The organism is Streptomyces sp. NBC_00459, assembly GCF_036013955.1.
GTDB lineage: Bacteria > Actinomycetota > Actinomycetes > Streptomycetales > Streptomycetaceae > Streptomyces.
Map to the genome: position 1 here is coordinate 7,091,979 of NZ_CP107903.1, position 21,722 is coordinate 7,113,700.

The 21,722-nt window shown below is 69.1% G+C and carries 24 protein-coding genes; 19 read left to right on the forward strand and 5 right to left on the reverse strand.

All coding sequences use genetic code 11. From position 1 onward, the window contains the following. Positions 1 to 113 precede the first annotated feature (113 nt). Positions 114 to 1,673 carry a signal recognition particle protein gene (ffh, locus tag OHN74_RS31475; RefSeq protein ID WP_327697940.1) on the forward strand — a complete coding sequence of 520 codons (1,560 nt, stop codon included), beginning with the start codon at positions 114 to 116 and terminating at the stop codon, positions 1,671 to 1,673. A 101-nt stretch (positions 1,674 to 1,774) separates the two neighbouring features. Here ffh and OHN74_RS31480 read toward each other — a convergent pair whose 3' ends face one another. Beyond that, positions 1,775 to 2,620 carry an SAM-dependent methyltransferase gene (locus OHN74_RS31480; protein WP_327697941.1) on the reverse strand — a complete coding sequence of 282 codons (846 nt, stop codon included), beginning with the start codon at positions 2,618 to 2,620 and terminating at the stop codon, positions 1,775 to 1,777. Positions 2,621 to 2,820: 200 nt separating this feature from the next. On the opposite strand from OHN74_RS31480, the gene proS reads away from it, so the two are divergent. The 12 genes from proS to OHN74_RS31540 all read left to right on the forward strand — a co-directional run bounded on the left by proS (position 2,821) and on the right by OHN74_RS31540 (position 12,178). Then, a complete protein-coding gene (gene proS, locus OHN74_RS31485) occupies positions 2,821 to 4,236 on the forward strand; it encodes a proline--tRNA ligase (RefSeq protein ID WP_327697942.1) in 1,416 nt (471 codons plus the stop codon). Positions 4,237 to 4,487: 251 nt separating this feature from the next. Then, the gene (locus OHN74_RS31490) at positions 4,488 to 5,090 is read left to right on the forward strand and encodes a hypothetical protein (RefSeq protein ID WP_053739767.1); all 603 of its coding nucleotides are present in this window, start codon (positions 4,488 to 4,490) and stop codon (positions 5,088 to 5,090) included. Positions 5,091 to 5,399: 309 nt separating this feature from the next. After that, positions 5,400 to 5,819 carry a 30S ribosomal protein S16 gene (rpsP, locus tag OHN74_RS31495; protein ID WP_327697943.1) on the forward strand — a complete coding sequence of 140 codons (420 nt, stop codon included), beginning with the start codon at positions 5,400 to 5,402 and terminating at the stop codon, positions 5,817 to 5,819. 2 nt (positions 5,820 to 5,821) lie between these two features. Then, positions 5,822 to 6,061: an RNA-binding protein gene (locus OHN74_RS31500; RefSeq protein ID WP_006373563.1), complete on the forward strand. Its 240-nt coding sequence runs from the start codon at positions 5,822 to 5,824 to the stop codon at positions 6,059 to 6,061. 106 nt (positions 6,062 to 6,167) lie between these two features. Beyond that, positions 6,168 to 6,755 carry a ribosome maturation factor RimM gene (gene rimM / locus OHN74_RS31505; protein ID WP_327697944.1) on the forward strand — a complete coding sequence of 196 codons (588 nt, stop codon included), beginning with the start codon at positions 6,168 to 6,170 and terminating at the stop codon, positions 6,753 to 6,755. Beyond that, the gene (gene trmD, locus OHN74_RS31510) at positions 6,755 to 7,576 is read left to right on the forward strand and encodes a tRNA (guanosine(37)-N1)-methyltransferase TrmD (protein WP_327697945.1); all 822 of its coding nucleotides are present in this window, start codon (positions 6,755 to 6,757) and stop codon (positions 7,574 to 7,576) included. The genes rimM and trmD overlap by 1 nt, the downstream gene beginning before the upstream one ends. Before the next feature lie 133 nt (positions 7,577 to 7,709). Next, entirely contained in the window at positions 7,710 to 8,060 is a 351-nt protein-coding gene (gene rplS, locus OHN74_RS31515) for a 50S ribosomal protein L19 (protein ID WP_013000407.1), read from the forward strand. Positions 8,061 to 8,120: 60 nt separating this feature from the next. Continuing rightward, positions 8,121 to 8,837 (forward strand): signal peptidase I, encoded by a 717-nt coding sequence (gene lepB / locus OHN74_RS31520; RefSeq protein WP_327697946.1) that lies wholly within the window; start codon positions 8,121 to 8,123, stop codon positions 8,835 to 8,837. After that, on the forward strand, positions 8,830 to 9,912 hold the full coding sequence (lepB, locus tag OHN74_RS31525; RefSeq protein ID WP_327697947.1) for a signal peptidase I: 1,083 nt from the start codon (positions 8,830 to 8,832) through the stop codon (positions 9,910 to 9,912). Before lepB (OHN74_RS31520) ends, lepB (OHN74_RS31525) begins: the two co-directional genes overlap by 8 nt. Further along, positions 9,803 to 10,822: a signal peptidase I gene (gene lepB, locus OHN74_RS31530; RefSeq protein ID WP_327697948.1), complete on the forward strand. Its 1,020-nt coding sequence runs from the start codon at positions 9,803 to 9,805 to the stop codon at positions 10,820 to 10,822. Before lepB (OHN74_RS31525) ends, lepB (OHN74_RS31530) begins: the two co-directional genes overlap by 110 nt. Positions 10,823 to 10,911: 89 nt before the next feature. After that, a complete protein-coding gene (gene lepB / locus OHN74_RS31535; RefSeq protein ID WP_327697949.1) occupies positions 10,912 to 11,664 on the forward strand; it encodes a signal peptidase I in 753 nt (250 codons plus the stop codon). Beyond that, the gene (locus OHN74_RS31540; RefSeq protein WP_327697950.1) at positions 11,654 to 12,178 is read left to right on the forward strand and encodes an NUDIX hydrolase; all 525 of its coding nucleotides are present in this window, start codon (positions 11,654 to 11,656) and stop codon (positions 12,176 to 12,178) included. The genes lepB (OHN74_RS31535) and OHN74_RS31540 overlap by 11 nt, the downstream gene beginning before the upstream one ends. 76 nt (positions 12,179 to 12,254) lie before the next feature. On the opposite strand, the gene OHN74_RS31545 is transcribed toward OHN74_RS31540, so the two are convergent. From OHN74_RS31545 to OHN74_RS31555, 3 genes are read right to left on the reverse strand one after another with little or no spacing between them, the layout of a single operon-like run. Next, on the reverse strand, positions 12,255 to 13,649 hold the full coding sequence (locus tag OHN74_RS31545) for an MFS transporter (RefSeq protein ID WP_327697951.1): 1,395 nt from the start codon (positions 13,647 to 13,649) through the stop codon (positions 12,255 to 12,257). A gap of 28 nt (positions 13,650 to 13,677) precedes the next feature. Beyond that, a complete protein-coding gene (locus OHN74_RS31550; RefSeq protein WP_327697952.1) occupies positions 13,678 to 14,304 on the reverse strand; it encodes a TetR/AcrR family transcriptional regulator in 627 nt (208 codons plus the stop codon). Continuing rightward, complete coding sequence (locus OHN74_RS31555) at positions 14,273 to 14,965, reverse strand: MOSC domain-containing protein (RefSeq protein ID WP_327697953.1); 693 nt, start codon at positions 14,963 to 14,965, stop codon at positions 14,273 to 14,275. The genes OHN74_RS31550 and OHN74_RS31555 overlap by 32 nt, the downstream gene beginning before the upstream one ends. An 84-nt stretch (positions 14,966 to 15,049) precedes the next feature. Between OHN74_RS31555 and OHN74_RS31560 the strand changes: the two genes are divergently transcribed. Continuing rightward, entirely contained in the window at positions 15,050 to 15,328 is a 279-nt protein-coding gene (locus tag OHN74_RS31560) for a hypothetical protein (RefSeq protein WP_327697954.1), read from the forward strand. On the opposite strand, the gene OHN74_RS31565 is transcribed toward OHN74_RS31560, so the two are convergent. Next, a complete protein-coding gene (locus OHN74_RS31565) occupies positions 15,257 to 16,444 on the reverse strand; it encodes a PucR family transcriptional regulator (RefSeq protein ID WP_327697955.1) in 1,188 nt (395 codons plus the stop codon). The genes OHN74_RS31560 and OHN74_RS31565 overlap by 72 nt on opposite strands. Positions 16,445 to 16,718: 274 nt before the next feature. Here OHN74_RS31565 and OHN74_RS31570 point away from each other — a divergent pair, with 274 nt between their 5' ends. From OHN74_RS31570 to OHN74_RS31590, 5 genes are all read left to right on the forward strand, one after another. Then, positions 16,719 to 17,768 carry an AraC family transcriptional regulator gene (locus OHN74_RS31570; protein WP_327697956.1) on the forward strand — a complete coding sequence of 350 codons (1,050 nt, stop codon included), beginning with the start codon at positions 16,719 to 16,721 and terminating at the stop codon, positions 17,766 to 17,768. Positions 17,769 to 17,988: 220 nt separating this feature from the next. Continuing rightward, positions 17,989 to 18,768, forward strand: a complete 780-nt coding sequence (locus tag OHN74_RS31575; protein ID WP_327697957.1) for a methyltransferase domain-containing protein — start codon at positions 17,989 to 17,991, stop codon at positions 18,766 to 18,768. Positions 18,769 to 18,827: 59 nt separating this feature from the next. Then, a complete protein-coding gene (locus OHN74_RS31580; protein WP_327697958.1) occupies positions 18,828 to 20,210 on the forward strand; it encodes a tryptophan 7-halogenase in 1,383 nt (460 codons plus the stop codon). Positions 20,211 to 20,252: 42 nt separating this feature from the next. After that, positions 20,253 to 20,924, forward strand: coding sequence for an SGNH/GDSL hydrolase family protein (locus OHN74_RS31585; protein WP_327697959.1), 672 nt, complete (start codon positions 20,253 to 20,255; stop codon positions 20,922 to 20,924). Between the two features lie 122 nt (positions 20,925 to 21,046). Then, a complete protein-coding gene (locus OHN74_RS31590) occupies positions 21,047 to 21,721 on the forward strand; it encodes a class I SAM-dependent methyltransferase (protein ID WP_327697960.1) in 675 nt (224 codons plus the stop codon). Position 21,722: the final 1 nt, after the last annotated feature.

Below are 21,722 nucleotides of genomic sequence, written 5' to 3' on the forward strand. Positions count from 1 at the left end.
CGGGATTTTCCGTCCCCGCCTGCTGAATACGCAGGCGGGGGCGAATCGCTTGCGAGGCCGGATACCCTGGAGGGCAACCCACTGCCCCCGACCCCTGAGGACCGACGAGCGCCGTGTTCGATACTCTCTCCGATCGCCTCTCAGCGACTTTCAAGAACCTGCGCGGCAAGGGGCGGCTGTCCGAAGCCGATATCGACGCCACGGCCCGCGAGATCCGCATCGCGCTCCTCGAGGCCGACGTGGCCCTGCCGGTCGTGCGGACGTTCATCAAGAACGTCAAGGAGCGTGCCCTCGGGTCGGACGTCTCCAAGGCGCTGAACCCCGCCCAGCAGGTCCTGAAGATCGTCAACGAGGAACTCGTCACGATCCTCGGCGGCGAGACCCGGCGCCTGCGCTTCGCCAAGCAGCCGCCGACCGTCATCATGCTGGCCGGTCTCCAGGGTGCCGGTAAGACCACCCTCGCGGGCAAGCTCGGCAAGTGGCTCAAGGACCAGGGGCATTCGCCCCTCCTCGTCGCCGCCGACCTGCAGCGTCCCAACGCCGTCAACCAGCTCAGCGTCGTCGCCGAGCGCGCCGGGGTCGCGGTCTACGCGCCCGAGCCGGGCAACGGGGTCGGTGACCCGGTCAAGGTCGCCAAGGACTCCATGGAGTTCGCGAAGACCAAGGTCCACGACATCGTGATCGTGGACACCGCCGGCCGGCTCGGTATCGACGCCGAGCTGATGCAGCAGGCCGCGGACATCAGGGACGCGGTCTCGCCCGACGAGATCCTCTTCGTCGTCGACGCGATGATCGGCCAGGACGCCGTCAACACGGCCGAGGCCTTCCGGGACGGCGTCGGCTTCGACGGTGTCGTCCTGTCGAAGCTCGACGGTGACGCCCGTGGTGGTGCCGCGCTCTCCATCGCGTCGGTGACCGGCAAGCCGATCATGTTCGCGTCGAACGGCGAGAAGCTCGACGACTTCGACGCGTTCCACCCCGACCGGATGGCCTCCCGCATCCTCGACATGGGTGACCTGCTCACCCTGATCGAGCAGGCGGAGAAGACGTTCAGCCAGGAAGAAGCCGAGGCAATGGCTTCCAAGCTGGCGTCCAAGAAGGGCCAGGACTTCACCCTGGACGACTTCCTGGCCCAGATGGAGCAGGTCAGGAAGATGGGCAGCATCAGCAAGCTGCTCGGCATGCTGCCCGGCATGGGCCAGATCAAGGACCAGATCAACAACCTCGACGAGCGCGATGTGGACCGTACGGCGGCCATCATCAAGTCGATGACCCCGGCCGAGCGCCATGAGCCGACGATCATCAACGGCTCGCGCCGCGCCCGTATCGCCAAGGGTTCCGGTGTCGAGGTCAGCGCGGTCAAGGGCCTGGTCGAGCGGTTCTTCGAGGCCCGCAAGATGATGTCCCGCATGGCCCAGGGCGGCGGCATGCCGGGGATGCCCGGGATGCCGGGCATGGGTGGCGGCCCCGGCCGTTCCAAGAAGCAGCCCAAGCAGGCCAAGGGCAAGCAGCGCTCCGGCAACCCGATGAAGCGCAAGCAGCAGGAGCAGGAGGACGCCGCGCGCAGGGCCGCAGGCGCCCAGGGCGCTCCGGGCGGCGCGTTCGGTCTGCCGGGCCAGCAGGGCGGTCAGGACTTCGAACTGCCGGACGAGTTCAAGAAGTTCATGGGCTGAGAAACCGACAGCCGGCTCAAGACGTCGGTACGTCGTGCAGGGCGCCCCTCTCCCCGGACGGGCGCCCTCATGCGTTCCGCACGACGGCTGTCAGGGGTCCCTCACGCAGTCCGGGCGATGAGGTACCGGAAGACGTTCGGCATCCAGATGGTGCCGTCCCGTCGCTGATACGGATGAAGCGCCTCCGCAAGCTCCTTGTCCACCTGCTCCTGGCTCGTCGCCGTGATCGCCGCGTCGAACAGCCCCGTCGACAGCAGCCCCCGTACGGCGCTGCCCATGTTCGCGTACCCGAACGGACATGCCACCCGCCCCGATCCGTCCGGGCGCAGGCCCGCCCGCTGGGCGACCTTCTCCAGGTCGTCGCGGAGCGCGGGGCGCCAACCGCCCGTCACACGCAGCGGATCGGCGAGCCGGGCCGCGACCCGCAGCACCGCCGACGTGGCGCATCGCTCCGGTGGCCCCCAGCCCACCAGCACCACCGGCGAGCCCCGACCGGCCGACGGCACCGCCGCCGCGAGCGTCTCGCCGAGCTCCTCGGTGTCGCCCGCGCGACAGCCGACCGGCTCGAAGGCGGTCACCAGGGTGTACGCGGGAGTGTCCGCCCGGGGGAGTCTCGACACGAGCCGGACGTCGGCACGCGCGCGCGTGAGCGCCGATTCGGGCAGTAAGCGCTCCCGCGCGAGGCCGAGCAGCTGCGGTGACGATGCCTCGACACCGGTGACGGCGGCGCCTCTTGAGGCGGCCATCAACAGGGCCAGGCCCGAGCCGCAGCCGAGGCCGAGCAGTCGGGTGCCGGTGCCCACTTCCAGCCGCTCGTAGACGGACTCGTAGAGCGGTACGAACATCCGCTCCTGGATCTCCGACCAGTCACGCGCGCGTGCGCACAGGTCCACACGGGTCGCCGGACCCGCGTGAGGCAGGTGCTGCCGCACGAGTGTAGGTGTCATCGAAAGCGCCCCAATCCGCCGAGAGTTGCCCTTGGTTCCGATGTGGTGGCCCCCGTGCAGTGCGCGTTCGCACTTCCCCCGTATGCCAGGTAACTCCGCACCCGAGCCGCCGTCCAGGGGTTGTGAGGCCGAGGTTGTGTGCTCGCTGTGCTCACGAAAAGAATTCACATGCCGGCAACGTGGGCCCGTAGCATCGCGCCATGGCAAAGGCACCCGTACTCACGCCGCAGGCAATTGACTTCCCCCGCTGGTACCAGGACCTGGTCGGCAAGGCCGAGCTGGCCGACAACGGTCCGGTGCGGGGCACCATGGTCATCCGGCCGTACGGGTACGGGCTGTGGGAGCGGATGCAGGCCGAGATGGACACACGGATCAAGGAGACGGGCGCGCAGAACGCCTACTTTCCCCTACTGATCCCGCAGTCGTACTTCGCCAAGGAGGCCGAGCACGTCGAGGGGTTCGCGCCGGAGCTGGCGGTGGTCACGCACGGCGGCGGCAAGGAACTCGAAGAGCCCGCGGTGGTCCGGCCCACCTCCGAGATGATCATCAACGACTACTTCTCGAAGTGGGTGCAGAGCTACCGCGACCTGCCCCTGCTGATCAACCAGTGGGCGAACGTGGTGCGTTGGGAGATGCGCCCCCGGATCTTCCTCCGCACGACGGAGTTCCTGTGGCAGGAGGGCCACACCGCGCACGCCACCTACGAGGACGCCCGCGACTTCGCCGCGCACATCCACCGCGACGTCTACGAGGACTTCATGGTGAACATCCTGGCGATGGACACCGTTCCCGGCCGCAAGACGGTCAAGGAGCGCTTCGCGGGCGCCATCAACACCCTCACGCTCGAAGGCATGATGGGCGACGGCAAGGCCATCCAGATGGCCACCAGCCATGAGCTGGGCCAGAACTTCGCCAAGGCGTTCAACACCCGATACCTGTCGAAGGAGGGCAGGCAGGAACTCGTCTGGCAGACGTCCTGGGGCTCGACGACCCGCATGATCGGCGCCCTGGTGATGGCACACGGCGACGACAACGGCCTGCGGGTCCCGCCGCGTCTCGCCGCGATCCAGGCCGTGGTCCTCGCGATCAAGGGTGACGACGCGGTTCTGGCCAAGGTCCGCGAGATCGGCGACCGGCTGAAGGCGGCGGGCGTACGTGTGCACGTGGACGACCGCACGGACGTGCCCTTCGGCCGCCGCGCCGTCGACTGGGAGCTCAAGGGTGTGCCCGTACGCGTCGAGGTCGGCCCCCGTGACCTGGAGAGCGGCACGGCGATGCTCGTCCGCCGCATCCCGGGCGGCAAGGAACCGGTGGCCCTCGACGCGCTCGTACGACTGCTGCCCACCGTCCTCGAAGAGGACCAGGCGCTGCTGCTGGCCCAGTCGCGTGAGCGCCGGGAGTCCCGGACCTCGGAGGTGTCGACGTTCGAGGAGGCCGTCGAGGCGGCCACCGCCGGCGGCTGGGCGCGGGTCCCCTGGGCGGTGCTCGGCGAAAGGGGCGAGGCCAGGCTGGGCGAGCACGGGGTGACCGTACGGTGTCTGGTCGCGGCGGACGGGTCGGTCCCCGACGCCGACGACGCACCCGGTAACGTCGCCATCGTCGCCCGCGCCTACTGAGGCAGGGACGAGAGCGTCCGAAACGCCTCTTGCGCATCGGACGACCGCAGGTGCCCCGGCGTGCGGACAGCCTCTACGCGCAGGGTCGTACGTGGGGCTACGCACCGGCTTGTTATGAGCTGTGAGGCTTCTCCGCAGATCAGCGCACCCGCCCTCGTCCGGACGCATCAGCGGCAACTGACGGGTACGTGCAAATTATTTGGGATGGCCCGGAATCGGAACACAGCGGCACTCAGGCTCGTTGTCATTACGTGAGCACGACACAGACACCACCTGTACTCGCCGCAGAACTGGCGCAGGCGTGGGCCGACATTCAGCGGTACCACCCCGAGCTGCCGGATCTTGCCGCGCCCGAGTCCCTGATCGGGGAGTCGTCGTCCGCATGCGGGCACGCGCTCTCCTTCGAGCGACTGCTTCATGAGGCAGTCCATGGCATCGCCGCCGCCCGCGGAGTCCGCGACACCTCCCGGGCCGGCCGCTACCACAACCGCAGATTCCTCGCGATCGCCGAGGAACTGGGCCTGGACCACCCCGAGGAGCCGCACCCCAGCAGCGGCTTCTCGCTGGTCACGCTCAACCCCGAGGCCAAGCGGCGCTACCGCCCCACCATGGAGCGGCTGCAGCGCGCCCTGAAGGCGCACACGGTCGCCACCACCTCCGACACGACCCGCACCTTCCGCGGGCCGGCCGCCCGCCACGGCTCCTCCGGGGGAGGGGTGCGCGTGAAGGCCGTCTGCGACTGCGGCCGCAACGTGCGCGTCGTCCCGTCGGTGCTGGCACAGGCCCCGATCGTGTGCGGCGGCTGCGGCAAGCCGTTCCGCATCCCCGAGATCGTGGGCGCGGGCGCCGCCTGAGGCTCCGCCCCGTCGCGTGATCGAGCCCGGCATCTCGTGGGTGCCGGATGAACACGTGGGGGAGTGCGCGGTCCGAGAGTGGTCGCCTGTATGGGCACCCGGAGCGCCGGGTGCCCATACAGGCTTGGCCAAGTGATGCCCGCGTTCGGCGTGACCCGCAGGGTGTGGCAGAATGGCCAGCTGTACTCGACAGCCGCACAGGAACCCTCTCGCCTCCGGCTGACGCGTCCATCGGGCACTCGGGTACCGCAACCCCACGCGGCAATCTCGCCGTGCCCAACCACGTCAAATCCAGGAGAACCCACTCCCGTGGCAGTCAAGATCAAGCTGAAGCGTCTGGGCAAGATCCGTTCGCCTCACTACCGCATCGTCGTCGCCGACTCCCGTACCCGCCGTGATGGCCGGGCCATCGAGGAGATCGGCCTGTACCACCCGGTGCAGAACCCCTCGCGCATCGAGGTCGACACCGACCGCGCGCAGTACTGGCTGGGTGTCGGCGCGCAGCCGACCGAGCCGGTTCTCGCCATCCTCAAGCTGACCGGCGACTGGCAGAAGTTCAAGGGCCTGCCCGCCCCGGCTCCGCTGCTCGTTGCCGCTCCGAAGGCCGCCCGTCCGTTGTTCGAGGCCCTGGGCGGCGACAACGAGGGCAAGGGTGAGGCCATCACCCAGAAGAAGAAGGCTGAGAAGAAGGACGAGGCTGCCGCCGAGTCCGCGTCGACCGAGGCCTGAGCATGCTCGAGGAGGCTCTCGAGCACCTCGTGAAGGGCATCGTCGACAACCCCGACGAAGTGCAGGTCGCCTCGCGCGACCTGCGTCGCGGGCGCGTTCTGGAGGTCAGGGTTCACCCCGACGACCTCGGTAAGGTGATCGGCCGCAACGGCCGTACCGCGCGTGCCCTGCGAACCGTCGTGGGTGCCATCGGCGGACGCGGTGTCCGTGTCGACCTCGTCGACGTGGACCAGGTTCGCTGATCACCACGTAGCACCGGCTCGGGCCGGGGAGGGCCACTTGGGCCGTCCCCGGCCCGTAGTCGTCTGCGGAGCAATGCCGTAGGCACACGACAGGAGATTCCAGAAAGTGCAGCTCGTAGTCGCGCGTGTGGGCCGCGCCCACGGCATCAAGGGCGAGGTCACCGTCGAGGTACGTACCGACGAGCCGGAACTGCGGCTCCCGCCCGGCGCCGTCCTGGCCACCGACCCGGCCACGGCGGGCCCGCTGACCATCGAGACCGGCCGCGTCCACAGCGGCCGGCTCCTGTTGCGCTTCGAAGGCGTACGCGACCGGACCGGCGCGGAGGCCCTGCGCAACGTCCTGCTGATCGCCGACGTCGACCCCGAGGAGATGCCCGAGGGCGAGGACGAGTACTACGACCACCAGCTGATGGACCTCGACGTGGTCCTGGTCGACGGCACCGAGGTCGGGCGCATCACCGAGATCTCGCACCTGCCCTCCCAGGACCTGTTCGTCGTGGAGCGCCCCGACGGCAGCGAGGTCTACATCCCGTTCGTCCAGGAGATCGTCGTGGAGATCGACCTGGAGGAGCAGCGGGCCGTCATCGATCCGCCGCCGGGCCTGATCGACGACCAGGTCGCCCGCGACGAAGTCGCTGATGGACACAGTGCCTCCTCCAGGGACGACGAGGACTCCTCGGGAGCCGACGTCTGATGCGTCTCGACGTCGTCACGATCTTTCCCGAGTACCTCGAACCCCTGAACGTCTCGCTCGTCGGCAAGGCACGCGCGCGTGGCCAGCTGAATGTGCACGTGCATGACCTTCGCGACTGGACGTACGACCGTCACAACAAGGTCGACGACACTCCCTACGGCGGCGGCCCGGGAATGGTCATGAAGACCGACCCCTGGGGCGACGCGCTGGACGACGTACTGGCCGACGGATACGAGACCGGCTCCGGGACGCCCGCACTGGTCGTGCCCACGCCCAGTGGCCGCCCCTTCACCCAGGCGCTCGCCGTCGAGCTGTCCGAGCGGCCGTGGCTGGTCTTCACGCCCGCCCGTTACGAGGGCATCGACCGGCGGGTCATCGACGAGTACGCCACCCGCATGCCCGTGTACGAGGTGTCCATCGGCGACTATGTGCTCGCCGGCGGCGAGGCGGCCGTACTGGTGATCACGGAGGCCGTGGCGCGGCTGCTGCCCGGGGTCCTCGGCAACGCCGAGTCGCACCGGGACGACTCCTTCGCACCGGGTGCCATGGCCAACCTCCTGGAGGGGCCCGTCTATACGAAGCCGCCCCAGTGGCGCGGCCGGGAGATCCCGGACGTGCTGCTCAGCGGCCACCACGGGAAGATCGCACGCTGGCGCCGGGACGAGGCGCTGCGTCGTACGGCGGCCAATCGGCCCGATCTGATCGAGCAGACCGACGCGTCGGTCTTCGACAAGAAGGACCGCGAGACGCTCTCCATCATGGAGTGGCGGCCTTCCGCCGACGGCCGATTTTGGCGCAGGCCAGAGGGCGTGGAAGAATAGGGCGCTGTTGTGCGTCGTCCGGCGTGCGCCCCTGCCACGGGGGGACACGACGCCCGCCCCGGCACGGACAGCATCCTTTCGAAAACCAAGCTCCCGTTGATGACCTGTGGCATCAGCGAAGAAAGCAGACGAAATGTCTCACCTGCTCGACTCCGTCGACTCCGCGTCGCTGCGCAGCGACATCCCGGCCTTCCGCCCGGGTGACACCGTCAACGTCCACGTCCGCGTCATCGAGGGCAACCGCTCCCGTGTGCAGCAGTTCAAGGGCGTAGTCATCCGTCGCCAGGGTGCCGGTGTCCGCGAGACCTTCACGGTCCGCAAGGTCTCGTTCTCCGTCGGCGTGGAGCGCACCTTCCCGGTGCACACCCCGATCGTCGAGAAGATCGAGCTGGTCACGCGTGGTGACGTGCGTCGCGCCAAGCTGTACTACCTCCGTGAGCTGCGCGGCAAGGCCGCGAAGATCAAGGAGAAGCGCGACAACTGAGCTTTCGGCGAGCCCGATATAAAGAAGGCTCACATCGAGGCCGGATAACATCCTGCCCCGATGGACACCGAAGCACAGCCGACGGAGCGCGACCGCTCCTCCCGCCCTGCTCGATCCGAGGAGATCTCGGACACCGAGGGGCCGGAGGACCGGTCGCGTTTCGCGTTGGTGGGCCGGGCGGCCGAGTGGCTCCCGGGCGGACGGATCACCCTGAGCGTGCTCGTCTGCCTGCTTTTTCTGCTCCTTTTCAGCAGGTTCGTCATCCAGCCGTTCGAAATTCCCAGCGGCTCGATGGAGCGCGGATTGAGGATCGGGGACCGCGTTCTCGTAAATAAGTTCGCGTACCGTTTCGGTGCCGAGCCGCAGCGCGGTGACGTCGTCGTGTTCGACGGAACCGGCTACTTCGGGCACGCCGACTACATCAAGCGCGTTGTGGGTGTGGGGAGAGACCACGTGGTCTGCTGCGACAAGGAGGGGAGAATCGAGGTGAACGGCCGGTCGGTCGACGAGTCGACGTTCCTTTACCCCGGTGACAGCCCGTCCACGGTGTCCTTCGACGTCGTGGTGCCCGAGGGCGGACTCTTCGTCCTGGGAGACCACCGCAGTGACTCCAGCGACTCCAGGGACCACCTGGGTTCGCCGGGCGGCGGCATGGTCCCCGTCAGCAGAGTGCTCGGCCGCGCCGACTGGATCGGCTGGCCCAGCGAGCACTGGACCCGTCTGGACCGACCTGGCGCCTACGCGCGTGTGCCGGCCGCGGACGGTGTCCATGGGTAACCGCGGCAAGCCGCGCGGGGCGCCCAGCACCGTTGCCGACCAACTGCTGCCCACCGGCTCGCGCCGTGCCTCGGGTGCCGCCGCCAGGCCGGGCCGGGCGGAGCGGCGCAAGCTCCAGCGCAAGGTCAAGAGGCGCAGACGGCGCTCGGCCGTCAAGGAGATACCCCTTCTGGTGGGCGTCGCGGTCCTCATAGCGCTGGTCCTGAAGACGTTCCTCGTGCAGGCGTTCGTGATCCCGTCGGGCTCGATGGAGAACACGATCCAGATCGGCGACCGCGTCCTCGTGGACAAGTTCACCCCCTGGTTCGGGTCCAAGCCCCAACGCGGTGACGTCGTCGTCTTCAAGGACCCCGGCGGCTGGCTCGACGACGAGCCGACCACCGCGAAGGGCGAGGACCCCATCGTCGTCAAGCAGCTCAAGCAGGGGCTCACCTTCATCGGCCTGCTGCCCTCGGACAACGAGAAGGACCTCATCAAGCGGGTCGTCGCGGTCGGCGGCGACACCGTCAAGTGCTGCGACTCCGAGGGCCGTGTGACCGTCAACGGCATGCCGCTCAACGAGACCACCTACATCCACCCCGGCAACAAGCCGTCGTCGTTCACCTTCGAGGTGAAGGTGCCCGAGGGACGCCTGTTCGTGATGGGCGACCACCGGGCCAACTCCGCCGACTCCCGCTACCACCGCACCGAGGCGTACAGCGGCACCGTGTCCGAGAGCTCCGTCGTGGGCCGGGCCATGGTCATCGCCTGGCCGTTCGGCCACTGGACCCAGTTGGAGGAGCCGGACACGTTCTCCTCGGTGCCGGGTGGGTCGGCCACCGCCCTCGGCTCGTCGCATAGGGTGGCTTCCGCGGATCGGTATGGATCGATCCCGCTCCCGACCCCTGCGGAACTCCCGCTCGTTATGGGAGTGGTGGGCCTGCGTCGCATCCGGCGCAGGCGGTGGTTCGGAGTGAGGAGTGGATGTGGGGGATTTGGCGGTCGGCGCACGGTCCGGACAGGACGGTCCCGAGGAACGGCGCCCCGCGGAACCGGTTCCACCGGCCGCAGAGGACGCCGTCCCCGCCGAGAGTGACTCCGGGGCCCCAGGGCTCGCCGGGAGCGGCTCAGGGCCCTCCGGGACGGGCAGCGGGGACTCCGGGGACGACACGGCTCAGGACCTCGACGAGCCCAGTCGGCAGCCCAGGAAGCAGCGCTCCTTCTTGAAGGAGTTGCCGCTGCTCATCGGCATCGCGCTGGTGCTCGCGCTGCTGATCAAGACCTTCCTGGTCCAGGCGTTCTCCATCCCCTCGGACTCCATGCAGCACACGCTGGAGCAGGGCGACCGGGTCCTCGTCGACAAGTTGACCCCGTGGTTCGGCTCCGAGCCCGAGCGCGGTGAGGTCGTCGTGTTCCACGACCCCGCCGACTGGCTGGCCGGCGAGCCGACCGTCGAACCGAACCCCGCGCAGCGGGTCCTCGGCTGGATCGGCCTGATGCCGTCCGCCAACGAGAAGGACCTCATCAAGCGCGTCATCGGCGTCGGCGGCGACACCGTCGAGTGCAACGGCACGGGCCCGCTGAAGGTCAACGGCCAGGCGCTCAACGAGCCGTACGTGTACGCGGGCAACACCCCGTGCACCGTCGACGACCAGGGCGGCCAGTTCAAGGTCACGGTACCCAAGGGCAAAATCTGGGTCATGGGTGACCACCGGCAGAACTCGCTGGACTCCCGGTACCACCAGGAGGACAAGAACCAGGGCTTCGTCCCCGTGGACAACGTCGTCGGCCGCGCGATCGTCGTCGCCTGGCCGCCCACCCGCTGGGACACGCTGCCGATTCCCGACACGTTCGACCAGAACCTGAGCGCCGCCGCTCCGGGCGCGCTGGGCCTCGTGGGCGCCGTCCCGCTGGTGCTGTGGCGCAGGCGCCGAGCGGGTGGTCGTACGGCTGCTCCCCTTACCGTCGGAAACTCCGGTGTTCCCGGGGCGGGTACCGCCGGGTAGGGTGCCGTCCCAGACAGCCGATCTTCCGTGGCCCGGCCGGTGGCACAGGGGCCACGGGGATCGCTTCTCCGAGCTGGGGGAACACTGGGATGAGCAGCACGACGACACGTACGGACGAGGGCCGCGGACGGCTCGGCAGCAAGCTGTCGGGACTGGCCGTGGCCCTCGGTTGTGTGCTCTTCCTCGGCGGTTTCGTCTGGGGCGCGATCCTCTACCGGCCGTACACCGTGCCGACCGACTCCATGTCGCCCACCATCGTGGCCGGCGACCGGGTGCTCGCCCAGCGGATCGACGGCGACGAGGTCAAGCGCGGTGACGTCGTGGTCTTCAGGCAGGAGAGCTGGGGGGGCGACATGGCCCTGGTCAAGCGGGTCGTGGCCGTGGGCGGCGACAAGATCTCCTGCTGCACGGACGGCAAGCTCGTCGTCAACGGCAAGCAGATCCAGGAGTCCTACCTGCGCAAGGGCCAGGCCGCCGAGCTGACCGGCATCCCGTCGATCACGGTCCCCAAGGGCCGCCTGTTCCTCCTCGGCGACGAGCGCACCGGCTCCCTGGACTCCACGGCCCACCTCACGGAGGCCTTCAACGGCACGGTGCCTCGCAGTTCGGTGGATGCCCGTGTCGACGCCGTGGTGTGGCCCATGAACGGGATGCTGGCCCGTCCGACGGGCTTCGAGACGCTGGGAGGCCTGTCGACGCCGGGTCCGCTGCGGTTGCTCACCGTCGCGATCGTGGTGGGCGGAGTGCTCGTCCTGGGCGGCGGCGCCTACGGGTCGATCGCCGACCGGGCTGCGAAGAAGCGGCGCGGTGCCGCCGTGGCGGAGCCGGCCGGTGCCCGCTGAGGCGGAGGGCGCTGCGGACGACCCGTACGCCGGCGGGCTGCGCAAGGTGTCCCGGCTCGTGCTCCTCGATCCACGGGACCGGATCCTGCTGCTGCACGGGCACGAACCCGACGACCCGGCCGACGACTGGTGGTTCACCCCCGGTGGCGGCTTGGAGGGCGACGAGACGCGCGAGGAGGCCGCGCTGCGGGAACTCGCGGAGGAAACCGGCATCACCGAGGTCGAACTCGGTCCGGTGCTGTGGCGGCGCAGGTGCTCCTTCCCGTTCGCGGGGCGCCGCTGGGACCAGGACGAGTGGTACTACCTGGCCCGTACGGACGAAACGGAGACCCGGGCCACGGGCCTCACGGAGCTGGAACGGCGCAGTGTCGCCGGAGCGCGCTGGTGGACGTGCCAGGAACTGACCCGGGCACATGGGACGGTGTATCCGACCAGACTCGCCGAGCTCCTGCGCAGGGTGCTCGACGAAGGTCCCCCGGCCATACCCGAGGTACTCGAAACGGAAATCGTCTGAAGCCTGCTCAAAGTCTCATGTTCTGACCCCGACTCCACCGGGCCGGGGTCAGAACGCGCAACATCGCAGTGGTTCTCTAGGCCTCGGCCGGCTTGGGGAGGGTCAGGATAATGAGGGTGGCCGCGACCGAGGCGATGGCGCACACCAGATAGAGCGTGTGGAAGTTGGCCAGGGGAAGCCGGTCGGCAGACATGATCGCGGCCAGTACGGCGATGCCCAGGGCGCCGCCGATCTGGCGGGCGGTCATGTTCATACCGAGGCCGGCCGCGAACTGGATGGGCGGCAGGCTGGTCGCCGCGGTCACGCCGAGGCCGGTGACGACGAGGCCGAGGCCGCCGCCGCCCAGCAGTGAGGCGGGGAACCAGGCGCCCCAGAAGTCGGGCGTCGCGCCGAACAGGTCGGTCGCCATCATGGCGCAACAGGCGGCGAACATCGTGGCGCCCACTGCGATGACCCAGCGGTGCTTGGACTGGTCGTTGACGCGCCCGGCGATCACCGAGGTGATCATCGAGGCGAACGCGCCGATGGACAGCGCGCCCGCGCTCTCCAGGATGCTCCAGCCCCAGATGCCGGTGGTGAACAGGGCCCCCGACAGTAGCCAGGCGAACATCGGTGCGCCGAAGACGAAGTAGGCGATGTTGCAGATGGCGAACCTGCGGCTCTGCCAGAGCGCGGACTCAATGACCGGCGAGGGATGCTTGCGGGACCGGACCAGGGCGAGCGCGACCAGGACCAGCCCGCCTATGAACAGGCCCAGCGTGGGTGCGGAGACCCAGCCCCAGCGGTCGCCCTCGGTGAGGGCGGCCACCGCGCCGCCGATGCCCAAGCCGAGCAGCAGGGTGCCGAGCACGTCGGGGAAGGGCCCGCCGGGCGGGGCGTGCCTGGGCAGCGCCCGGAGACCGCCGACCAGGAGCAGCAGGCCGACCGGAACGTTGATCAGGAAGACGGCGCGCCAGTCGAACTCCTCCACCAGGACACCGCCCAGGGCCGGCCCTACCACCGCGGAGAAGCCGGAGATCGCGGTCCAGGTCGCGACCGCTTTGAAGAGCTTCTCGAAGGGGGTGCTGGAGATGACCAGAGCGAGCGCGCTCGGGATCATTCCGGCGGCGAACGCGCCCTGGAAGAACCGACCCGCGATCAGCAGGCCCGGGTTGGGCGCGAGCGTGCAGGCCAGGGACGCCAGGGTGAACCCGGCCAACGCCCACAGGAAGACCCCATGCCTGCCGACCGCGTCGGCGAGTTTGCCCGCCGGGGTGAGCAGAGCCGCGAACATGATCGCGTATGCGCTGGCCACCCAGGTCAGGGTGGACATCGGCGTGCTGGGATAGTCCGCCAGGATGTCGGGAAAGGCGATGTTCACGACCGCGAGGTCGAGGAAGGCCATGAAGGTCGCGCCGGAGCACAGCGCGAGCACGAGACCTGGTCTGATCTCGCGCGGTGTGCTGCTCTTGGGGACGGTCTGCGATGTCATAGGGGGGCTGAGCCTCTCTGCGGAGCTTTCAGGGAACCTCTTGGGGCCGGGTGGCCAGGTCGCGCAGCCGGGAGCGGATTCCGGTGCGCGAACGGTCATAGGCGACCGGGTCGTCCAGCAGCAGCGCGGCGGAGTTCCCGGCGGCGGCGAGTGCGTCGAGCTCGAACACGAGCTGGGCCGGTTCGACGCCGGCGTCGAGCTGGCCCAGCCGCTGGGCGTCCTCGACGGTCTGCTCGCACAGCTGGAGCCAATCCCGCCGGACCCTGGCGAGTTGGTCGCGGATCCGGCCGGGCCGGGCGTCGAACTCCGCGCCGGTGGCGTAGAAGAAGCAGCCGCCGGGGAAGACCCGCCGTTCTGAGTAGTTGAGCCACCCCTCGCAGAGCAGGATCAGCCGGGGCAGCCCCGGCGCGGTGCGCAGCGCGGGCTTGATCACCTCGTGCCCGAAGACCTCGCAGGCCGCGGTGACGACCGCGGTCTGCAGCTCCTCCTTGGAACCGAAGTGGGCGAACAGCCCGCTCTTGCTCACGCCGAGGTCGGTGGCGAGCCTTCCGATGGACAGGCCTTCGAGCCCGTCCTGGGAGGCGATTGCCATCGCGTGGTTGAGAATGCGCTGCCGTGTCTGGTCACCGCGCGCGATACGTCCGTCCTGAGTCACCCTGAACAGCCTCTGTTCGATGCAGTCTCTTCAGCACGCCCGCACGCCACTGGTCGGCCAGGGCCGGCGTGGAGACCATGCGGTGCAGTGCGTCCGCGTCATACTCCCGGGCATAGCTGGTGCTGAACAATTCGTGGATCGTCGGTGCGGTCGTGTCGCGCGCGAGCAGCCGGAGCGTTCCGGTGACGGGGACCTGGCCGGTCTGCAGCACCCGGAGGTACCACCCGGTCAGACCGCTGCGGATCATCTGGGCGGTGGCCTCCTTGCGGCCGGCCCGCAGCGCGAACTTGTAGCAGGGGGTGCGCGGCTGGGACACCTGGACGACGGCGTCGCCCCAGCTCCACACGTCGCCGATCCGTACGGTCCGCTCGTCCTGCCCGGTCACCGTGGCGTTCTCGCCGATGCCGCCGGGAACGAAGTCGTAGCCCTCGGCGGTCCAGAAGGCGTAGTGCTGCGCCGGGTACATGTAGACCGCCTTGTCGGGCCCGCCGTGCGCCACCATGTCGGCCTGCCGGTCTCCGTGCAGGCCGACATGACCGAGGGCCAGTTCGGCGCTCTCTACCGGGTGCTTCCTGATGGAGCTGAGCACCTCGAGTGGCTCGGGACCGAGCGGTGCGGGGGTGCCGACGAACAGGCCGCCGAGGGTGAGGAGGTCTTCCACGAAAAAAACTGTACGTACGATCGTTCTAACAAGTCAACAAGGAAACCTCAGTTCAGTAGCTACCAATAGTGCGATCGTTCGTTCGTGGACCCTGTCGACCTCGGCAGGGTCGTGGACACCGGCGCGTCCTTGGAGAGGACCGATCCCGGCGAGAGCGCGATCGCGCCAGGGCACCCGCTCGGCGCGACCGGCACGATCCGGCTCACCGAACTGCCGCACGAGCGGGAGCGCACCGGCGGCCGGGTACGGCCGCAGGTGATGTGCGAGGCGGTGGTCAGGCCGATGCGACCGTCATCGAGTGGGTTGGCTGATCATCTCGACCGCCTCCAGGGCCAGGGACAGTTCGACCAGATCCCTGGGTGAGGTGACCGACCGGTTCGTGAGCCGTTCCAGCCGGCGCAGCCGGTGCAGCACGGTGTTGCGGTGACAGTCGAGCACGGCGGCCGCCTGGCCCGCGTTGCCGTCCGCGGCGAGCCAGGCGGCCAGGGTGTCGAGCAGGCTGTTGCGGCTGCCGCTGTCGAGGGCGAGCACCGGAGCGAGCACCCGGTTGCGCAGTCGCTCGGCCAGGTCCGGGCTCAGTCCGAGCAGCCCGGCCGGCAGCCGGTCGTCGAGTGAGACCACCCCCTGGCCGTCGGCGAGTGTCCGGCAGGCCAGGTCGGCGAGTTGCCGGGCCCGGCCGATCTCCGACAGTCGGTCGACCACGATGCTGATCGCGGTCCGCCGGCCGGGCCGGGTGCAGAAGGCCTCGCGCACCGCTTCGACCGGCTCGTCACCGAGCACCACGACCCCCAGCGCGGTCTCCCCATGCATCCGCCAGATCACCCGGATCTCGCCCAGCCAGGACGGCAGTTCCGCCTGCCGCAGCAGTGGCCCGTCCGAAGTCGGCCGGTGGGCGAGCACCGCGTAACGGCCGCCGGGAGGCAGCGAATAGGCCTGCTCGACCGTCGTGACGAACTCGCCGTCGGTCTCCCCGTTGAGTAGCGCGTCGAGCAGAAAACCGGTGGTGCGCCGGTCGCGTAAGTCGACCTGAGTCAGCCGGAGCGCGTCGAGCGCGGTGTTCGCGTGCTCATAGGCGATGTCCCAGACGCGGTTGACCAGGGCGGCGGCCACCTCCGGTGGCTGCTTGTCCTCCTCCGCCCACTGGGCCGTCGCGGCCGCGATCGCCTGCCCGCCGAGATGATAGGCCCGCTGGACCGACACCACGGGGACGCCCTGCTGCGCGCGGTGCCGGCCGACCGCCACCGGCCAGACGAGGCGTTCCGCACGGTCGCCGCCGAGTGCGGCGAGCCCGTTCTCCAGTGAGCGGGTGACGAACATCGGGGGGTCCTGGGGCGAGATACTGCCGTCCAGATAGACCGGCTCGCTGGCCCGCAGCGCCGCCACCACCTGTTCGCTGAGTGTCTCGACCCGGTCGAGCAGCAGACCCGCGACCTGTGAACGGGCTCTGGCCTGCGGTCCAGCAGATGATTCATCAGTCAACTGATTTTTCCTCCAGTACCGCGAAAGCCTGGAGGGCCCCCGCGCCTCGTTGGGATCGTGTCGACCGTACAGATCAGTCTTGGAGGGGTGTGACCATCCTCCAATTCGAGACGGCCCGAACTCGTCCAGTGCCTGACGCGTCAATGATATAAGCGCCCTCGGCGCCAGCAATTGCGGGCGCTGGCCTATCTTTTGCTCGTGCTGGCCAGTTGGATGGGGTTCGGAGCAGACCCGCCTCCTTGCCTGTCGAGCCACAGTTCCTAAGGACGTCTCCATGCCCGACCGTCCAGATCAGGGGGACGGCCCGGTCCGGCTGCGGCTTCCCGTGGTCGGCACCGCGAGCGCGCACATCATGGTCCAGGTCGCCGCCGAGTTCGGGATGTCCAGGAGCCGCTGCCTGGCCGGCACCGGGATCGAGCCCAAGCTGCTGGACGACTCGCTCGGCACGATCAGGCTGTTCCAGGAGCTCGCGGTGGCCGGCAACCTCGTCGCGGAACTGGGCGACGTGCCCGCGCTGGGATTCCGGATCGGCCAGCGCTACCGGCTGACGATCTATGGCGCGTGGGGCTGGGCGATGCTCTGCTCGCCGACCCCGCGGCACTCCCTGGAGTTCGCCAGCGAGTATCTCGACCTGTCCTACGCGATGTGTGACGTGACGATACGGGAGGCCGACGGGCTGGTCCGGATAGGGGTGTCCGAGCAGTGGCTGCCCGAGCGCATCGGCCCGTTCTTCGGTCAGCGCTCGGTGGGCGCGGTGATCCGGTTGCTGTCGGACATCATGCCGGCGAACGGCTGGCTGAAGGAGGTCCGTATCGCTTCGCCGGAGGGCCCGCAGGCCCCGTTCTTCCGGGAGGTGATCGACGCGCCGCTGCTGTTCGACCGGCCGGAGACCGAGATCGTCGTCTATTCCGGGGCCCTGGACCATCCGATGCCGATGGCCAACGAGCAGGCCCTGCAGCTGGCCGCCTCGCTCTGTCGCGAACAGCTCGAACGGAGGCGGGCGATGCTGTCGGTCGGCGAGAGCGTCCGGCATTACCTGCTGCAGCGACTGGCCGAGTCGCCGTCGCCGGCTACGGCCGCGCTGGCGCTCGGGATGGGCACGCGCACCCTGCGGCGGCGGCTGGCCGAGGAGGGTACGTCGTTCCGTGAACTCCACGATCAGGTGCGCAGAGTGTTTGCAGTGGAATTGCTCGAAGCGGGCCTTCCTCCTGCCCGGGTGGCCCGCAGACTCGGCTATGCGGGGCCTGCCGCCTTCACTCACGCATTCCGACGCTGGCACGGGGTAGCGCCTCGTGAATTCGCTTCCAAAAATAGTTCGCAATAGTCGTCGAGCTCTGCATGGCCGCCGCGACCAAGGCGTTTACCTGCAGATTTACCTGGATGTTGTGCGGGTGCACCGTATGGGAGATCAAATCGTGAGCCCGCACAATTATGCGTTTATCTGTTGACTGCTAATTGTGCATCATGTCAGGGTCGCCCCATCGCGCCGCATTCCCCGTCGGTTAGGGAGAAATGAATTGCAGACCGAACCAGCGCCCGGATATATGCTCTCCAACGCAGACGACGGTGAACGGCAGCGACTGGCCGCCATCGAGGCCGCCTATGATCCCGGCACCAAGCGGCACCTGGTCGCGCTCGGTGTCGGCCACGGCAGCCGGGTGCTCGTCGCCGGCGCGGGCGGCGGCAGCATCGTCCGCTGGGCGGCCGAGGTGGTGGGGCTGGCCGGTGAGGTCGTCGCTGTCGACATCGACACCCGGTTCGTCGAGCCGCTCGCCCAGCTTTACCCCAATGTCCGGGTGGTCCGTCAGGACGTCGTGACCGAGGACCTGCCCGGCGGCGGGTTCGACGCCGCCTGCGCCCGGCTCCTCCTGGGCCACCTGCCGCAGCGGGAAGCGGTCCTGGCCAAGCTCGCCGCCACCCTCGTGCCCGGTGGCGGCTTGCTCGTGGAGGACTTCGACTGGGGCTCCTACGGCCCGGCCGAGCCGAACGCCGAGGCGGAGAAGGCCATCGAGGTGGTGTCCGCGTTCGTCCGCTCGGTCGGGTTCGACACCGCCTTCGGCCGTCGACTGCCCGGGGTGATGCGCCGGGCCGGGCTGGCCGGGGTCGACGCCGAGGGCCTGGTCCTGACCCTGCGCGGCGAGACGTTCTCACTCGAACCGATGTTCCGGCAGACCTTTGAGCGGCTGCTGCCCCGGCTGATCGAGACCGGGCAGCTCACCGAGGGCGAGGCCGCGGCTCTGCACAAGCGCTTCGACGACCCCGAACACGACATGTGCACGCAGACGCTCATGTCGGTATGGGGCCGACGTCCCTTCCAGCCGTAGCCGTGACCACACCCCCACACGGGGTTCGGGGGTCGGCCCCGCGAATGAACAGGAGACCCATGCGTACGCACACCCGGATTCTGGTGATCGGCGGCGGCCCGGCGGGCTCGACCGCTTCGACCCTCCTGGCCAAGCAGGGCTTCGAGGTGACGCTGTTGGAGGCCGCGACCTTCCCGCGGTACCACATCGGCGAGTCGATCCTCCCGTCCGCGCTGCCGGTCCTGGACCTGCTGGGCGTACGGAAGAAGGTCGAGGAGTACGGCTTCGTCCGCAAGGGCGGGGCGTACTTCGAGTGGGGGCCGGAGAACTGGGAGCTCAACTTCGACCACCTGGAGGGCAGCGACGCGTACAGCTACCAGGTCGTCCGGTCGGAGTTCGACAAGATCCTGCTCGACCACGCCGGGGAGTCCGGGGTGGAGGTGCACGAGGGCACCCGGATCAGTGAGATCGGGTTCGACGGGGAACGCCCGGTGTCGGCGGTCTGGAAGCGCGGTGCCGAGACCGGCACGATCACGTTCGACTTCCTGATCGACTGCTCCGGCCGTAACGGCGTCATGGCCACCAAGTACCTGAAGAACCGTAAGTTCAACGAGGCGTTCAAGAACATCGCGGTCTGGTCCTACTTCCGCGGCGTCAAGCCGCTGGACAAGGGGCCCAAAGGGGCGATCGCGGTGTGCTCGGTGCCCGACGGCTGGTTCTGGGCGATCCCGCTGCATGACGGCACGCACAGCGTCGGCCTGGTCAACAACGCGGCCAGGTTCACCGAGCACCGCAACCGGCTGGGCGGGACGGACGAGGTCTTCGCCGAGGCCGTCGAGTCCAGCTCCCGGATCAAGGACATGCTGGCCGGGGCCGAGAGGATCGCCGACTTCAAGGCCGAGCAGGACTATTCGTACGCCGCCGAGAACTTCACCGGGCCCGGCTATGTGCTCGCGGGCGACGCGGCCTGCTTCCTCGACCCGCTGCTGTCGACCGGCGTACACCTGGCCACGTTCAGCGGCCTGCTCGCCGGGGCCGGTGTCTCCAGCGTCCTGCGCGGCGAGCTCACCGAGGACGAGGCGCTGGGCTTCTACCAGCAGGCCTACCGGCAGGCGTACGAACGGCTGCTGATTCTCGTGTCCTTCTTCTACAAGAGCTTCAGCCGCCAGTCGCAGTTCTTCGAGGCCCAGAAGCTGACCCGGCGCGAACGCGGCATGCTCCACCTCTACGAGTCGTTCCTCAACGTGGTGACCGGTGTCGAGGACATCGCCGACACCAAGGACAGCGCGCTCGACGCGGTGGCCCGGCGGATGGCCGAGTCCGGGCACCTGTTCGCCGGGGAGAGCGAGGCGATGGCCGCGATGCCGACCTCGCAGGACACCGCGGTCGGCGGCCTGTATCTCGTCTTCGAACCCCGGTTGGGCCTGCGCCGCCGGGACGCCGAGCCGGCCCTGACCCCCTGACCCCCTGCCCCCCTGACCCCCTGAGAAAAGGAAGTTCTGTTCATGACCGAGGACGCATCCGCCGAGGCGACCGACCCGTACCGGCTGCCGGACGCCGAAGCCGACCAGTTGCTCGCGACCGCGCCGTGGAAGCGGTATGTGGTGGTCGGCGACAGCCTGGCCGAGGGGCTCGGCGAGGCCACCCCCGGCTACGCCAACCTGCCGTGGGCGGACCGGACCAGGGACGCGCTGACCCGGCGCCAGCCCGGCCTGGCCTATCTCAACGTGGGCCTGCGCGACCTGATCGCCTCGGAGGTCAGGGAGAGGCAGCTCGACCGGGCGCTGGAATTCGGGCCGGATCTGGCAGCCGTGGTCTGCGGAGGCAACGACCTGCTCCGGCCGACCGTCGACCTCGACGCGGTCGAGGCGGACCTGGACGCCATCGTCGGCGGCCTGCGGGCGACCGGGGCGACCGTCGTCACGTTCTGCCTGATGAACATCATCTCGGCCATCCCCGAGCTGGCGGCGCTCAGCGACAACATGCAGGGCCTGAACGAGCGGGTCCGGCTGGTGTCCGACCGGCACGGCGCCCTGGTCGTCGACATGTGGTCGCATCCGGCCTGTGCCGAGAAGTCCATGTACAGCTCCGACCTGCTGCACTCCTCGATGCGCGGGCACGCCCTGCTCGCCTCGGAGACCATCCGGCGGCTCGGCCGTCATCTCGCTTCGGACTAGCGAGATTCACCAGCATTCCAGCTGCAGTGGTGACTACGGCCCCACTCGGGGGGTTCGGGGGTTGGCCCGGGATTGATTCCGGGTCAACCCCCGTAGTTGAACACGACTAGAAAGGCCATGTCATGGTAGGAACCGCACCGTCCACGGTCAGCCAGAACTGGGTCACCAACGGCAGGCTCGCGAAGTCGTGGGACCGGGGTGTCAAGAGCCGCCCGGTCGCGCTGGTCTACGGGGCCGTCGTCTTCGCCACCGACAACCGCAAGATGTACCGGCACATGGCCGCGTCCGTCGCGCTGCCGGACGGCGCGACCGTGCTCGACGTGCCGTCCGGCGGCGGCGTCGTCCTGCTCGGTCTCGACCCGGCCAGAGACGTTGCCTACACGGCGGCCGACATCTCGCCGATCATGCTCGAACGGGTCCGGGCCGAGGCAGGGAAACGGGGGCTCCGCAACGTCCGGACCCAGGAGGCCGACGCCGGGGCGCTGCCCTTCGAGGACGGCGTGTTCGACGCCGTCGTCTCCTACAGCGGGCTGCACTGCGTGCCCGACCCGGCGGCGGCCGTCCGGGAGATGGCCAGGGTCGTCAAACCGGGCGGCACCGTCCGGGGCAGCGTCGTGGTCCGCAAGGCCGGGTTCGTCACCGACCGGTTCATCGACCTGTGGGTCAAGCTGAACATCCTGGACGTCGTCACCCCGGTCAGCGAGGTGCTCCGCTGGTTCGACGACGCGGGCTTGGTCAAGGTCAGGACCGAGACCTCCGGCGCGGTCCTGTACTTCGAATACACCCGAGCGGTGTGAC